The organism is Rhodococcus aetherivorans, assembly GCF_025722975.1.
Taxonomy (GTDB): Bacteria; Actinomycetota; Actinomycetes; order Mycobacteriales; family Mycobacteriaceae; genus Rhodococcus; species Rhodococcus aetherivorans.
Genome location: NZ_CP106982.1, coordinates 1,093,244 through 1,108,612, shown reverse-complemented (window position 1 = coordinate 1,108,612; position 15,369 = coordinate 1,093,244). Strand labels below are relative to the sequence as shown.

At 69.0% G+C, this 15,369-nt stretch carries 13 protein-coding genes; 8 read left to right on the top strand and 5 right to left on the bottom strand.

Annotated elements, in window-relative coordinates:
• Window positions 1-2 precede the first annotated feature (2 nt).
• Window positions 3-767, top strand: a complete 765-nt coding sequence (locus OCS65_RS05200) for an SDR family NAD(P)-dependent oxidoreductase (RefSeq protein WP_080688648.1) — start codon at window positions 3-5, stop codon at window positions 765-767.
• 71 nt (window positions 768-838) lie between these two features.
• Complete coding sequence (locus tag OCS65_RS05195) at window positions 839-1,789, top strand: PDR/VanB family oxidoreductase (RefSeq protein ID WP_006931788.1); 951 nt, start codon at window positions 839-841, stop codon at window positions 1,787-1,789.
• Window positions 1,790-1,796: 7 nt separating this feature from the next.
• Here OCS65_RS05195 and OCS65_RS05190 read toward each other — a convergent pair whose 3' ends face one another.
• From OCS65_RS05190 to OCS65_RS05180, 3 genes are all read right to left on the bottom strand, one after another.
• Window positions 1,797-2,447 carry a response regulator transcription factor gene (locus OCS65_RS05190; RefSeq protein ID WP_006931786.1) on the bottom strand — a complete coding sequence of 217 codons (651 nt, stop codon included), beginning with the start codon at window positions 2,445-2,447 and terminating at the stop codon, window positions 1,797-1,799.
• Window positions 2,448-2,533: 86 nt separating this feature from the next.
• A complete protein-coding gene (locus OCS65_RS05185) occupies window positions 2,534-2,830 on the bottom strand; it encodes a hypothetical protein (protein ID WP_006931784.1) in 297 nt (98 codons plus the stop codon).
• Between the two features lie 102 nt (window positions 2,831-2,932).
• Window positions 2,933-4,231, bottom strand: coding sequence for an amidase (locus tag OCS65_RS05180; RefSeq protein WP_029546288.1), 1,299 nt, complete (start codon window positions 4,229-4,231; stop codon window positions 2,933-2,935).
• A gap of 165 nt (window positions 4,232-4,396) precedes the next feature.
• Here OCS65_RS05180 and OCS65_RS05175 point away from each other — a divergent pair, with 165 nt between their 5' ends.
• From OCS65_RS05175 to OCS65_RS05150, 6 genes are all read left to right on the top strand, one after another.
• On the top strand, window positions 4,397-5,827 hold the full coding sequence (locus tag OCS65_RS05175) for an MFS transporter (RefSeq protein ID WP_029546291.1): 1,431 nt from the start codon (window positions 4,397-4,399) through the stop codon (window positions 5,825-5,827).
• 60 nt (window positions 5,828-5,887) lie between these two features.
• A complete protein-coding gene (locus OCS65_RS05170; protein ID WP_029546293.1) occupies window positions 5,888-7,075 on the top strand; it encodes a flavin reductase family protein in 1,188 nt (395 codons plus the stop codon).
• Window positions 7,076-7,582: 507 nt separating this feature from the next.
• Window positions 7,583-8,809, top strand: coding sequence for a glycosyltransferase (locus OCS65_RS05165; RefSeq protein WP_029546295.1), 1,227 nt, complete (start codon window positions 7,583-7,585; stop codon window positions 8,807-8,809).
• A gap of 182 nt (window positions 8,810-8,991) precedes the next feature.
• Window positions 8,992-9,465 carry an STAS domain-containing protein gene (locus OCS65_RS05160; protein ID WP_006931741.1) on the top strand — a complete coding sequence of 158 codons (474 nt, stop codon included), beginning with the start codon at window positions 8,992-8,994 and terminating at the stop codon, window positions 9,463-9,465.
• A gap of 236 nt (window positions 9,466-9,701) precedes the next feature.
• A complete protein-coding gene (locus OCS65_RS05155; RefSeq protein WP_029546298.1) occupies window positions 9,702-11,189 on the top strand; it encodes a flavin-containing monooxygenase in 1,488 nt (495 codons plus the stop codon).
• Between the two features lie 243 nt (window positions 11,190-11,432).
• Window positions 11,433-12,863, top strand: a complete 1,431-nt coding sequence (locus OCS65_RS05150) for a serine/threonine-protein kinase (protein WP_263509056.1) — start codon at window positions 11,433-11,435, stop codon at window positions 12,861-12,863.
• 90 nt (window positions 12,864-12,953) lie between these two features.
• Here the strand turns inward: OCS65_RS05150 and OCS65_RS05145 are convergent, their stop codons facing one another.
• Together OCS65_RS05145 and OCS65_RS05140 are read right to left on the bottom strand one after the other, a co-directional pair.
• On the bottom strand, window positions 12,954-14,036 hold the full coding sequence (locus OCS65_RS05145) for an ABC transporter ATP-binding protein (protein ID WP_029546308.1): 1,083 nt from the start codon (window positions 14,034-14,036) through the stop codon (window positions 12,954-12,956).
• An 8-nt stretch (window positions 14,037-14,044) separates the two neighbouring features.
• Window positions 14,045-15,361: an ABC transporter substrate-binding protein gene (locus OCS65_RS05140; RefSeq protein WP_029546316.1), complete on the bottom strand. Its 1,317-nt coding sequence runs from the start codon at window positions 15,359-15,361 to the stop codon at window positions 14,045-14,047.
• Between the last annotated feature and the right edge of the window lie 8 nt (window positions 15,362-15,369).

Here is a 15,369-nt window from a genome sequence, read left to right as displayed (position 1 = left end):
ATGTGATCTCTCAGTCCACCGGCACCGGGCCGGGTATCGCCGTTGTCACCGGCGCGGCCGGAGGTATGGGTGCCGCCATTGCCCGGAAACTCCACGCCGACGGTAGAAGGGTTCTGCTCGCCGACATCGACACGGCCGGTGTCGAAGCCCTCGCGGCGGAGTTGTCCCCCGACGGATCGACCGCACGCGGTCTCGAGCTCGACGTCAGTCGCAAGGTCGGATTCGAGGAGGCCCTGGCGACATGCCGGCAGATCTGGGGCATCCCCACGATCGTCGTCAACAATGCTGCCGTCACGCAGGCAGCGGATCTGATGAACCTGGCGGAGGCGGACTTCACGAGTGTGCTCACGACGAACGTGAACAGCATCTTCTTCGGTTGCCAGGTGTTCGGCGCGGCCATGGCCGACCAGGGCTTCGGACGGATCGTCAACATGGCCTCACTTGCCGGCCAGAACGGAGGGACGGCAACCGGTGGCCACTACGCGGCCTCCAAGGGAGCGATCCTGACCACCACCAAGGTCTTCGCGCGCGAGCTGGCCGGCCGGGGAGTGACCGTGAACGCGATCTCTCCCGGGCCGCACGACCTCCCGGTCGTGCGGGCCACGGTGCCCCCGGACAGGCTCGCGGGCATCGTCGCCGGGATTCCGGTGGGCCGCTTGGGAAGTCCGTCGTTCGTGGCGGACATGGTCGGGCTGCTCACCTCGGACGACGCCTACTTCGTCACAGGTGCCTGCTGGGACGTCAACGGCGGGCTGTACCTCCGCTGAGCGGAGTCCTCCCGTCCGGGAGGGCCCCGGTCGGCGTTTTCCGTCCGGAGAAATTCACGAGGAGAACGGACATGGCACTCATCGACGTCACCGTCGCCGAGATCATTCAGGAATCACCCACCGTCAGATCGTTCAGGCTGGCGAAGACCGACGGGTCGCCACTGGGTACGTATCTGCCGGGCGCGCACATCGATGTCGTCGGACCCACGTCGATCACCCGCCAGTACTCGCTGTTCAGCACGCCCGATGCGCAGGATTCGTTCGCCTTCGCGGTGAAGCGCGAGGAGAACTCCCGCGGCGGCTCGGCCGCCCTCCACGAAGTGGGGGTGGGCGACGTTCTCCGGATCAGCTCCCCACGGAACCTGCTGAGCATCGCGACGGACGCCACGCACCACGTCCTGGTCGCCGCCGGCATCGGCATCACCCCGATGCTGAGCCTGGCGCGCTACATGGACGTCCACGGCATCAGCTTCGAACTGCACTACTTCGCGCGCAGCGAGAAGGAAGCCGCCTTCCTTCCGCTGCTGCGTGACCGCTGCCCGGAGAAGCTCCGTGCCCATCTGGGGGTGGCCCGGGAGGACCAGGACGAGATCCTCGGAACCACCTTTGCGGGAATGGATCCCGGAGCCCACGTCTACACGTGCGGACCCGACGGGTTCATGACCAAGGTCGTTGCGCTCGCCGGCCGGCACGTCCCGGCCGGGTCGATCCACCTCGAGAACTTCCACGCGGCGGAACAGCCGGACGCCTCCGAGAACTCCGCGTTCGAGGTGGAACTGGAGGGGGAGACCTATCAGGTCCCGGCCGACCGGAGCATCGTCGAGGTGCTTCAGGAGAACGGCTGCGACGTGGACACGTCCTGCCAGGAGGGCATCTGCGGTACCTGCATCATGCAGGTGCTGGCAGGGACTCCGATCCACCGGGACAACGTTCTCACGCAGTCCGAGAAGGAATCCGGCGAGATCATGGCAGTCTGCGTGTCCCGGGCAGCGGGCGAGCGCCTGGTGCTGGACTACTACTGATCCTCGACTACTGATCCTCGACCGGCACGTCCACCCCGTACCGAAGGACGTCCCGCACGAGGGTGCTGATGCTGTCGGCGTCCGTCTTGCTCTTGATACGAGCACGATGGACGTCGACGGTCTTCACGCTCATGCCGAGTTTCCGGGCGATGTTCTGGCTGGGTAGGCCTTCGACCACCAGGGCCAGGATCTGACGCTCGCGCGGCGTGAGGGACGAGACCTTGTTCCGGACCGATTCCCGCACGACATGGTCGGTGAAGCGGAGCCGGGCCTTCTCCACCCCGGCCTGCACGGCGTCCAGCAGCCGTTGCGGATCGTAGGGCTTCTCGAGGAAGTCCAGCGCCCCCGCCTTCAGGGTGGAGACGGACATCCGGATGTCGCCGTGGGCGGAGACGAAGATGATCGCCACGTGCGGCGCGAACTCGTTGAGCTTCTCCTGCAACCGTGTCCCACTCATGCGGGGCATGCGCACGTCGAGGACGATGCAGGCCGGCCGGCTCCCGTCGTAGGCGTTCAGGAACTGCTCACCGCTGTGGCAGATCACCGGTCTGATCCCGATGCTCTCCAGCAACCAGTCGACGGATTCGCACAGTTCGAGATCGTCGTCGACCACGTACACCGTCGTCTCGGCTCGGAGGTCGTCCGCACTCTCCGCCATGGCTCTTCACCTCCGGATTCGGGGGCCAGGGCGTATCCCTGGCTCCCGACATTGTCCCCGTCCGCCCCGCGGTGGGAACCACCTGCTCAGGCGACGTCCGCCGCGGCGTCGTCCCAGCCGGCATCGGCGGTCCAGTAGTTCATTCCCGCCGCGCTCACCTGGTGCCGCCAGGCGGTGGTCCGTCGCAGGAGTGGTTCTTCCCTGCGGACCGACTCGTCGGCCGCCTCGGGGCCGTCGGCCTCCACCGTCCAGTGGACCCAGTTGACCTCACGACCGTACTCGTCGTGGACGAACAGATCGACGTGGTGCCAACCGCGGTCGAACGTGTCCTCGTAGCAGGTGAGGAACATCCTGTGATGGTTGGTGGGGCGGGGTTCGAGCATGGCTGATCCTTTCACCGAGCCGAGCGAGTAATGTCACCGAGCCGAGCGAGTAATGTCACCGAGCCGAGCGAGTCTTGTCACCGAGCCGAGCGAGCGGGCGGCTCAGACGGCAATCACGGGCAGTTCACGCAGGAGGGCCTCGAGCTTCTCGCCCACGTCGAGCAGCCGGTCCTCGTGCCCCGGCAGCCCGACGATCTGCAGGCCCAGCGGCAGTCCCGCGGGGGTACGGGCACCCGGCACGACCACGACCGGTAGACCGAGCAGCTGCCACGGCCGGCTGAGGATCGGCGACCCGGTCGCGGACAGGCCGAGCGGGGCCGGACCCAGCGCTGCAGGACCGACGATGATCGGAGCGGAGTCCAGAATCTCGTCCAGCAGTTCACGAGAGCGGTCCCGACGGGTCAGGGCCGCGGAATACTCGGCCCCGGGGGTCCTGCGACCGTTCTCCAGGAGGTCTCGGATCGGCGCGCTCAGTGCCTGCGCATGTTCGTCGAACTCGTGTGCCCGTGCCCGGGCGGCTTCGTACGACATGACGGTGACGTGGTCCTCGGCCAAGGTCTGAACATGATCGTCCCAGTCGAGCGGTTCGGCCTTCACTCCGATCTCTTCCAGCAGGGCGGGCACATGTTCCAGCAACGCCGCCATGGGCGGCTCCAGAGGGTGGAGAGCACCGGCGTTCCAGACCAGGCCCCGGGCAACCGGCTCCGGAGCCCGGGCATCGGAGCGCTCGCGACCGGTGAATGCGTTGTGCACGAAGCGAAGATCGGCCACGGACCGGGTGAGCAGGCCCAGCGAGTCGAGTGACTCGCTCAGACCGGTGATGCCGGACATGTCCGTGGTGCCGTGGGCGAGGACCATGCCGGCGGCTCCGCAGTACGAGGCCGGCCGGGTCAGCGAACCCGCCGTCTGGGTGCCGAGCGCGAGGGGCACGGTCCCCGCCGCGACGGCCGCAGCCGATCCACTGGAGGACCCGCCGGGGGTGTGATCGAGGGCGTGGGGATTGCGGGTGGGGCCGGGGGTGAAGTAGCCGAACTCGGTCGTCACGGTCTTGCCCTGGACGATCGCACCGAGGGAACGCAGACGGGTCACGCAGGCAGCATCGGTGCCGACGGCATCCGGGGAGGTGACTGCAGAGCCGGCACGCGTGGGCATCCCGGCTACGTCGATGAGGTCCTTGACTCCGACGGACACACCGGCCAGAGGCGCAGAGCCGGGGTCCCGGTCGACGGCACGAGCCTCTGCCGCAATCGTCGACGACAGGCAGACCCAGGCGTCGAGTTCCGGTTCGCGCAGCTCGATCGCTCGTCTGACCTGCGTGGCGAGGTCCTCGGCCGGCACCGACCCGGTCCGGACCACCCCGACCTGCTCCCGCAGAGACAGCTCCGACGCGCGCGTGCTCATACTCCTCCTCCGGTCTCGACTCCTCCATTCTGGGCGAACAAGCCGAGGGCCGACAGTAAAGGTTTCCCTCCTACCGCAGTAAGGACGCATGGAAATAGCTTCTGAACCACTGTCGACCCGCTGGCGGATTCCGCATCCGCAGCTCGCTAGGAAAGGTGGCTGCTCATGGCTTCGACCGTGGCGCCCGAAGTCTCTGTCTCCCCGGAACCCGGGGAGAAGAGGATCGACTTCCACAGGATGAACCGCAAGGCGTGGATAATCACGGCTCTGCTCGTCCTCTTCCAGATCGTGGCCTTCGCCGACAAGGCCGTACTCGGCCTGGTGGCCTCGAAGGCCATGCCCGATCTCGGAATCTCCGCCGTACAGTTCGGTTTCATCGGCAGCGCGTTCTTCTTCCTCTACGCGGTGGTCTCCGTGGTCACGGGTTTCCTCGCCGCCAGATTCTCGGTCAAGTGGATCATCCTCACCATGGGCGTCGTCTGGGCGGTCATGCAGTTCCCGATGCTCCTCGGTGGCGGTGCCGCGGTGCTGCTGGTGACCCGCATCGTCCTGGGTGGCGCGGAAGGTCCCGCCACGGCGATGTCCCTCACCGCGGCCCATTCGTGGTTCGAGCCGCGCCGTCGCGCCCTGCCGTCCAACCTGGTGGCCGCCGGCTCGACCCTGGGCCCGGTCATCGCCGCGCCTGCCCTCGCCTGGGTCATCGTCGCCTGGGGATGGCGCTGGGCCTTCGGCGTCCTCGGCATCGTCGGGCTCGTGTGGGTCGTCGCCTGGCTCCTGATCGCCGGTGACGGACCGTTTGCCGGGCACGGCAAGCAGAACCCCGCCGCCGACCGCACCGCCGATCGGAAGCCGGCCGATGTCGCCGACGAGGTGGCCACGAACGATGTGGACGAACAGAAGCCTGTCGTCGTATGGCGTGCCCTGCTCAGCATGACTTTCTTCGCCGCGGTGATCGGAGGCGCCTCCAACTTCTGGGTCCAGGGGTTCGTCACGACATGGTTGCCCCAGTACCTCGGCACCGTCGTCGGCCTGTCGCTTCCTCAGGTCGGCACCGTCACCACCTTTCCCTGGATCCTCGGAGCCGCCGTGTTGCTGCTGCTCGGTTTCCTCGGCCACCGGTTGATGAAGCGCGGCCACAACGCGCATCGCGCGATCGCTGTCCCGTTCGGCATCGCGGCTCTGGTGGCCGGAGTCTGCTTCATCCTGGTCCAGGCGACCTCCGGTGTGCTGGCCGTCGCCCTCCTGTGCCTCGCCGCGGGCTGCAGCCTCGCGTACCCGATGACCGCCTCTGCGATCGCCTATGCGGTCGGCGCCAAGCAGCGACCGATTCTCATGGCCACGCTCGGCGGCGTGGCGTCGATCGGTGCCATCGTCTCCCCCACGCTCGTGGGCTGGCTGATGGCCCGCGCCGGTTACGTCTCTCCCGCTGCAGGAAGCGAACTGACCACCGAAATGGCGACGAACATGGCGATCGGTGTGCACCAGGCATTCACCATCACCGGCATCATCCTTCTCGTCGGCGGTCTCCTCTGCATCCTCTTCCTGCGGCCCGAGAGCCTCGGCCGGAAACTGCAGTCCAAGTACGTCAAGCACTGAACCCGGCATCTCGATGCATGCCGGCACCATCCCACCGTCCCCGAGATCAGGAGGACCTCCATGACAGGTTTCGCGACCCCGGTCGACCAGGGGCTCTTCCGGGAAGTGATGGGGCACTACCCGACCGGTGTGGCTGTCGTGACCGGCCGCGCGGACGACGGGGAACTGCTCGCCCTGGTGGTCGGAACCTTCGGTTCGGTGTCTCTCGATCCGCCCCTCGTCTCCTTCATGCCGATGAAGACGTCGAGGACGTTCGCCAAGATGCGGGAGTGTACTTCGCTGTGCGTCAACATCGTCGGCGGCGAGCAGGAGGAACTGGTCGCCACCGTCGCACGACGCTGGGAGAACAAGTTCGACGGGATCGACTGGTTCCTGTCCCCGTCGGGGGACCCCGTACTGGCGGAATCGGTGGCGTGGATCGACACCCGCATCACCGACACGGTGGAGGCGGGCGACCATTGGATCGTCCTGTGCGCTGTGGCGGACATGGCCGTCACCAACCCGGTGGCCCCGCTGATCTTCTTTCAGGGCGGTTACGGAAGTTTCGTCGGCACGTCGCTGATGGCCCGGATGGAGCACCGGATTCTGTCGGCGATTCAGGATGCGGACTGCGCGCGGCCGGCCGTGAGGGACCTCGCGAACGAAATAGGTTGCGAAGTCACGCTCTACACGGCCGTCGGCCATGACGAGATGGCGACCGTTCTCTCCGCGTCGGCTCCCGGAATCGACCCGGAGAACGGACTGGCGCAGCGAGTTCCGATCGTGCCACCCATCGGCGATTCACTCGTCTTCGATCTGCCTCCCGAGGATCAGGAGCGGTGGATCGCCAAGGCTCGCGGCGTCGAGGAGTCCGGCAGACAGCTCTACCGGGACCGTCTCGACTTCGTCCGCGAACACGGGTTCCTGCTGTCGTTCCTGCCCCGGGAGGGCGGTGCCGCATACGAGGAGATGCGCGCCGCCACCCGCCGGTACGAGAGCGGAAGGCTGACACCGGCACAGGAACGGAGCATCCGGGAATGCGTCGTAAGGTCGACGGTCGACTACCGGTTGCACGACCTCGACGGTGCGGAAACGTACGACCTCGGTTCGGTCGTACTACCGGTTCGCGACCGAAAAGGTGACTACACGCTCACGCTGCGATTGGCGCAACTTCCTCGCCGGGTGTCCGGGACGCGGGTACGAGAGTGGATCGCTCGGGCCAAGGCGGTCGTCGGCGTCCTCGAGAGCGGTACCGATTTCGACCGGTAACCCGTTCCCGCGGAACGCGGTACACCGCGACATCCGGTGCCATGAGGGGTACCGGTCGGTCTTCGCCAGCTTGCATGTCGACCGGGTCGGTCACGGCTCGCCGGGCCGTGGGACGTGCGCCTGCCCCGTGCGTGTGTTCCACGGCTCCCGGATCCTGGCTGTGCGCGTCAGGCCGAGGGCGCTACCCGCACAGCCGCCGATCAAACTCGAGACGCTCCCCCGGCAGTGCGACGATCCCGTCCGCCGGATCGAGGCACGCGTGCGTCCGAGACGATTCCGCCTCCTCGGTTTTACCCGCCGCAGAATCGGTAACCCTGTGCCCATGGCGCACCCACCGAACGTGCTTCCGTGGCAGATCCACGGCTCGTGGACGCCCTCACACGTTCAGGGGTCCCAGGACCCGTTGCCGTCCCTCCTCGACGGCGGGCCGTGGGCGCGGGGCTGCTGCGGGCGGTACGCGCTGATCGACGAGGTGACGAGCGCGGCAACCCGCAGGAGGGAAGGGTCATGAAGATTGCGATGGTGTCCGAGCACGCACGCCTCCTCGCGGCCCCGAGCGACGCAGACTCCGGCGGCCGGGACGTGCACGTCGCCGAACTGTCGGCGGCGCTGGTACGGGCGGGACACGACGTCACCGTCTACACCCGTCGCGACGACCCCGATCTTCCCGAACGAGCCCGGACCGAGGAGGGGTACGAGGTGGTCCACGTCCCCGCCGGGCCACCCACCCGCCTGCCGGCGGACGAACTCCTCCCGCGGATGGGCGAGTTCGGCACCTTCCTCGAACGCGCATGGACGAAGGACCGGCCCGACGTCGCCCACGCCCACTTCTGGATGTCGGGCATCGCGACCCAGCTCGCCGCCCGCAACGCCCGGGTGCCCACGGTGCAGACCTTCCACACCCTGGGCGTGGTCGAGCGCCGGCACCAGGGCAGTGCAGACTCCGGCTCGTCGAGCCGGATCCGCGTCGAGCGGCTCCTGGCCCTGGGCGCGAGCCGGGTGGCCGCCACCTGCTCGGACGAGGTGTTCGAGCTCGCCACGCTGGGTCTGCCCCGCACCCGCACGTCCGTCGTGCCCTGCGGCGTGAACCTCGAGCTCTTCACGCCCACCGGCCCCGAGCATCGAGCGCGCGGGGCCGGGCACCGAATCGTCACCGTGGGCCCGCTCGTGCCGCGCATGGGCTTCGACGTCGCGATCCGGTCCCTGGCCCTGCTCCCCGACACGGAACTGGTGATCGCCGGCGGACCGGTGGACGGCGACCTCGCCGACGATGCCGAGGCCGCCCGCCTGCGCGCCGTCGCCGAACAGCACGACGTGCGGGACCGGGTGCGGATGACCGGGCCCGTGCCCCGGGAGGACATGCCCGCGCTGCTGCGGTCGGCGGACGTCGTGGTGTGCACTCCCTGGTACGAACCGCTCGGCATCGTGCCGCTGGAGGCGATGGCCTGCGGGCGGCCCGTCGTCGCGACCGCCGTCGGCAGCCTGCTCGACACAGTCGTCGACGGGGTGACGGGCACGCTGGTGCCCCCGCACGCATCCGAGGCCGTCGCTGCGGCCCTGCACGGCCTGCTCACCGACGACGTCCAGCGCACCGCCTTCGGTCTCGCCGGCCACGACCGGGCGAGCACCCGCTACTCGTGGGACCGGTCCGCCGCCGACGCCGTGCGCACCTATGAGCGGTGCGTGCCGGAACCGCGGCAGGCGGTGCGGTCCACGCGCTCCGGAGCGCGCTGAAGGGACTCCCGGGATCTTCACGGAAATTTCACAGATTCGGCCGCCGGGCACAGGGCCGAGACGTTACTGTTGCGAACAAGGTTGAGAAGCAGCCGGTTCTCGTCTCGTGGAGGCGATTGCTGCGCTCCCCTGTCCCCCGACCGGGCGCTGCTCCAGCAGTCGGAATCATCGGAGGAACAGCCATGGTCTATCTGCGCTCCATCCTGGACGCACCGCACCGGTATTCGTCGTCGCTGCTCGACACCGCGCTGTTCGACGACTTCTCCGGCGACGGGACCCGGGTCTGCATCGACGTCGACGAACCGCCGGGCGGTCCCGTCGTGGTGCAGGTGTCAGGGAGCGTCGACGAGGGCGCCGCGCCGGTGCTGCACTCGTTCCTGCGCGAGGCCGTCGTGCGGGGTCGAGGCGTGGTACTGGACCTGTTGCAGGTCACCGCCGTCGAGTGCGACACCGCGGCACTGCTCGAGCGGGCCGAGTCGCTGCTCCGCGAGCGGGGCGCGAACATCACCGTCGCCGGCGGTGCGGCGGTGCGGCGCGCGGTACGGGACGCGGGATTCGAGGACCGGATCGCGTGCTTCGACACCTTCGGTCCGGCATTCGAGGCGGCACACCGCGGGTGCGACCTCCGGACCGCGGCACGGCGGGTGCAGCCGTGACCGCCAATGTCGTCCTGCTGCTGTTCGTGCTGGCAGCAGGCATCGGTGGCACCGCAGCGTTGCAGGGGGCGCTGCGGCGCCGCCGCTGACTTCACACCTTCCGGACGGCCGTGTGCGGTGCGTCGTGCGCGGGCGTGTGCTGTCCGCGCCGAGGCCGTTGGCCGATCGCCCGCCCGTTGATAGTGTTCTGCGTCACCTACCTCGGTCGCCGAGACCTCGGGGAACGGAGAAGCGCGATGCACGACGAGCACGTCGACGTTCTGATCGTCGGCGCCGGACTCTCCGGGATCGGCGCGGCCTGCCATCTGCAGGACGAATGCCCGGACAAGAGCTACACCGTCCTCGAGGCGCGCGACGCCATCGGAGGCACCTGGGACCTGTTCCGCTACCCGGGCATCCGCTCCGACTCCGACATGTTCACCCTGGGGTACTCGTTCCAGCCCTGGACCGAACCAGAAACCTTCGCCGACGGCCCGTCCATCCGCGACTACGTCCGTCGCACCGCGCGGACCCGCGGCATCGACGAGAAGGTCCGGTTCCACCATCGTGTGGTCCGCGCCGAGTGGTCCACGCCCGAGGCCCGCTGGACCGTGACGGCCGAGCGCACCGACACCGGCGAGCGCATTCGTCTCACGTGCGGCTTCCTGTTCGTCAACTCGGGCTACTACCGCTACGACGAGGGATTCACCCCCGAACTGCCCGGCGTCGAACGGTTCACCGGCACGCTCGTGCATCCGCAGCACTGGCCCGAGGACCTGGACTGCACCGGCAAGCGCGTTGTCGTCATCGGCAGCGGCGCCACCGCGGTGACCCTCGTCCCGGCGCTCGCGGAGTCGGCCGCACACGTGACGATGCTGCAGCGCTCCCCGAGCTACGTCATGTCACGGCCTTCGATCGACCCCGTCGCCGGTGCGCTGCTCGGCCGGGTGCCGTCGAAGATCGCCTATCCGATCGTCCGCTGGGCCAACGTGCTGGGCAGCATGGCCTTCTTCCAGTTGAGCCGGCGCCGGCCGGCTCTGGTCAAGAGGCTGCTGCGCAAGGGCGTGCTGAGCCACCTGCCCGCGGATTACGAGGTGGATGTCCATTTCCGGCCGCGGTACGACCCGTGGGACCAGCGGGTGTGTTTCGTTCCCGACGGCGACCTGTTCAAGGCCCTGCGCGAGGGCCGGGCGACGGTCGTGACCGACACGATCGGCACGTTCACGGAGAACGGAATCCGGCTCGCCTCGGGGCAGGAACTCGAGGCCGACGTGGTCGTCACCGCGACGGGGCTGAACCTGCTCCTGCTCGGCGGGATGGCCGTACGCGTCGACGGTCGCGACGTGGAGATGGGAAAGACGCTGGCGTACAAGGGGATGATGCTCTCCGGTGTCCCCAACCTGGCGTTCACCGTGGGATACACCAACGCGTCCTGGACATTAAAGGCCGACCTCGTCGCCGGATACGTGTGCCGCCTGCTGCGGCACATGGACGCGCGCGGGTACGCCTACTGCACCCCGACCGCTCCCGCCTCCACAACGGCCGCGTCACCGCTGGTCGATCTGGCGTCCGGGTACGTACTGCGCAGCATCGATTCGCTCCCCAAGCAGGGCCCCGCGGCTCCGTGGCGACTGTTCCAGAACTACGTCCGTGACCTGGTGATGATGCGCCGCGGCGGGCTCGAGGACGGCGCCATGCGCTTCTCCCGGGCAGCGGTCCCGACAGCGAAGCAGCCGGCCGCCTGAGGCCCCCGTACGGAATCTCCGAGCATCCCGGGGCCCGCTTCCGCGGATGCGCATGTCCGCGTATCCGCGAGGAATCTCGCTGCCCGCCCGATCGAAAGTAGCAGCGTAGGTGGGCGGTTCCCAGCCGAGCGCGACACCATCCGGATCCGCCGCATAGACTGCCGGTGGAGGAGGCGGTCGACCCTCCCCTCCCCGGCGCACAGTTCCGCAACCGCGGCAATTTCCAGGGGCGGAGAGTGACATATGCAAGTTGGTGCCCTGTTCGGCAGGTATCGCCTGGACCGTCCACTGTCGGTGGATGCGACCGGCGAGGTGTGGGCCGCGTTCGACACGATCACGCATCGGCACGTCGCCGTGCGGGCGCTGCCGCCGGAGGCGACCGAGGACGACGACTACCGCGCTCGTTTCGAACGGGAAGCCGAGATCGCAGCGCGCATCCGGAACCCGCATGTGGTCCCGATCCACGACTTCGGGCAGATCGGCAGCCGGCTCTTCCTCGCAACGACGATCGTCCAGGGCACGAGCCTGCAGGCGATGCTCCGGGCCACCGGCGCAATGGAGGTGCCGCGCGCGGTCGACGTCGTCGAGCAGCTGGCGTCGGCCCTCGAGGCCGTGCACGCGGCCGGACTGGTCGAGCAGGAGGTGACGTCGGCGAACGTCCTCGTGCAGGACGATGGGCTGATCTGCCTCACCGATGTGGGGTTCCCCCCGCATCCCGGCGCGGCGTCGGGCGTCTACGGCCTGACCACCGTGCTGTACGAATGCCTCACCGGCCGACTCTTCCAGTCGTCGAGCGGACCGACGTTGCCACCGCAATCGTCGTCGGTGCTCTCGACCCTGCCCGCCGGTATGGTCGACGTGATCGCCCGCGGAACGGCAGCCGAACCCGCGCGGCGTTACGGATCGGTGGGCGAGCTGGCCGCTGCCGCGCGCACCGCGGCAACATCGCAGCGACCCGCCCACAGGGCCTCGACCGCGATCGTTCCGGTCGACTGGAGCCGGCGCATCCTGGTCGCAGGCCTCGCGCTGGCGGCGATCATCGCCGTTTTCGTCGTCGGCAGCATGGCACTCGGCGCGATATCGCCCTCGTCCGAGGGCGCCGACCCCGCTCCGCTCCCGATCGCGGCGCGGCCGGCCGCGCCGACACCGTCGCCACCGACCACCCCGACAGGTGCGGACGAGGTGCCGCCGGAACCAGCGACACCTCGGACGGAAGCTCCGGCCGCCGAGGCTCCTCCGCTTCGGGAGGCGGCCCCACCGGCACCCACACCCCGATCCGCACCGCAATCGCCACCGGCACCGGCACCGCCACCTGCACCGGCACCGGCACCGCCGGCGCCCGCGCCGCAGGTACTGCCCTGCTACCCCGGCTACGAGCACACCCCGCCACCGGACGGACCCTGCCTTCCGGCCGGCTCACCCCCCGCACCAGCCCCGGCACCGCCGGCGCCCGCGCCGCAGGTACTGCCCTGCTACCCCGGCTACGAGCACACCCCGCCACCGGACGGACCCTGCCTTCCGGCCGGCTCACCCCCCGCACCAGCCCCGGCACCGCCGGCGCCCGCGCCCGCGCCCGAGATACTGCCCTGCTACCCCGGCTACGAGCACACCCCGCCACCGGACGGGCCGTGCTGGGCCCCCGCGAGCCTGCGGGGCCCGACCGGCGACGGGTGATCCCGGTGAACCGTCCGCTCGCCGTGGGGCCGAATGTCACACGCATTCAGTTCAATCGAATGCATGTGACATTCGGCCGCCCACTCGGGGTCAGAGGCGGGCGCCCGTCGTCGCCGAGAAGAAGTAGACCTCGCCCGCCTGCGGGAGCAGGTGCACCCGCTCGCCCGGACCGATCGGGACGCGTCGATCCACCCGCACCACGACCTTGCCCGACGCGCTCGACCAGTCGGCCGGCTCGGCGGCCGTCGCGTGGACGAACGATTCCGCGCCGAGTTGCTCGACGAGGTCCACCGTCAACGACAGGGTTCCGGAACGCCACGCCCCGACGGGGGTCCACGCCTCGGGCCGCACCCCGACGACGATCCGCTCGGCATCGACGTCGGCCGGCACGGCGACCCGCAGACTGCCGAGCACGGCCGCGCCGTCGCGGACGGGCGCGTCGAGCAGGTTCATGCCGGGCGACCCGATGAATCCGGCGACGAAGGTGTTGACCGGGTTGTCGTACAGGTCGCGGGGCGCGGCGACCTGCTGCAGGCGGCCGCCGTCGAGGACGGCCACCCGATCCCCCATGGTCATCGCCTCCACCTGATCATGGGTGACGTACACGGTCGTGGTGCCCAGCCGACGTTGCAGTCCCGCGATCTGCGAGCGTGTGCTGACCCGCAACTTCGCGTCGAGGTTGCTCAGCGGTTCGTCCATGCAGAACACCGCGGGCCGTCGCACGATGGCCCGGCCCATCGCCACGCGCTGCCGCTGCCCGCCCGAGAGCTTGCCCGGTTTGCGGTCGAGCAGCGGCTCGAGCTCGAGCATCCGCGCGGCTTCGAGCACCCGCGCCGACCGTTCCGCCTTGCCGACGCCGGCGTTGCGCAACGCGAAACCCATGTTCTCCGCCACCGTCATGTTCGGATACAGCGCGTAGTTCTGGAACACCATCGCCACGTCGCGTGCCTTGGGCGGCAACCCCGTCACGTCGGCTCCGCCGATGTCGATGCGGCCGTCGTCGACTGCCTCGAGCCCGGCGAGCATCCGCAGGCTCGTGGATTTCCCGCAGCCCGACGGACCGACCAGGACCAGGAACTCCCCGTCCGCGACGTCGAGGTCGAGCCGGTCCACCGACGGCCGTTCGACGCCCGGGTAGCGGTGGGTGACGGTCCGGAAACCTATGCTTGCCAAGGCTGTTCCTACAGGTTCGGGGTGATCTGGCGATCGATGATCTGCTGCAGCTGACGGGTGACGTCGCCGAACGCCGTCGTCACGTCGGCGCCCTGGAGGGCGATCTGCTCGAGGCCGGTGCCGATGATCTGGTCGCCGCCGGGTACGAAGACGCGCGCGTAGTCCTGCGAGCGGGTGCGCGCGAGTTGGTCGACGGCGGTACGAGAGTTGGGGTTCTGCTCGAGGAACGCCTTCATGTCGGGGTTCTCGGTGGCGGACTTGCGCACCGGCATGTAGCCGATCCGCTGCGAGAAGTAGGCGGTGTTCTCCCCGTTGGTGACGAAGTCGATGAACTTCAGCGCGTTGCGCTTTCGCTCGTCGGAGATGTTCGCGGGGATCGCCAGTCCGGCGCCGCCGGTGGGGCATCCCGGAGTACCGTCGGGGGCCGGCAGGAATGCGGTGCCGAAGTCGAACGCGGCGTTCTTCGTGATGCCGGACAGGTCGCCGGTGGAGGCGATCGTGGACGCGATGATCCCGGCGGAGAAGTCGTTGGCGATGTCCGTGGAGACACCCGCGTACTTCCCGGTGTGGATCATGTCCTTCAGGAACTGTCCCGCGGCGATCGTCTCCGCGTCGCCGAAGCGCAGCCGCCAGCCGTCGGAGTAGGCACCGCCGAACGTCCAGATCGGTCCTTCGAAGGTCCAACCCAGGTAGTCCTTGGCGTTGCCCCAGCCGTGCGCCAGCTTGCCTGAGCCGACGGCGCGTTGCAGTTCGGGCCCCCACTCGGAGAACTCCTGCCAGGTGGCGGGCCCGCGGTCGGGCAGTCCCGCCTGCCGCCAGACGTCGCGGTTGTAGTAGAACAGCGGGGTCGAGCGGGCGTAGGGCAGCGCGAAGTGGCGGCCCTCGAAGAGGTAGTCGGCCAGCAGGGAATCGACGTAGTCGCCGGTATCCACGCCGACCTCGGTGAACAGGTCGTCGAGCGGCGTGATCGCGCCGGCGAGCGCGTAGTTGAACCACCACACGTCCGACAGGACCACAACGTCGGGCAGATCGCCCCCGGACAGGGCTGCGTTGAACTTCTGTGACACCTCTTCGTAGTTCTTGCCGCCGTCGACGAGGTCGACGGTCAGGTCCGGGTACTTCGCCTGGAACCGGGCGATGAGTTCCTTCTCCACGTCCTGGGACTTGCCCGGGTGGTTGGACCAGAACTTGATCGTGTTCGCGTCGGAGGCGGACCCCGAGGTGCCCGCCGACCCGGACGAGCCGGTGCCGGCGCACGCGGCCAGCGCTGCGCTCGCCGCGACCACCCCGGTCAGTCCCAGAAATCCACGCCTGTCGATGTTCACGAAGTTGC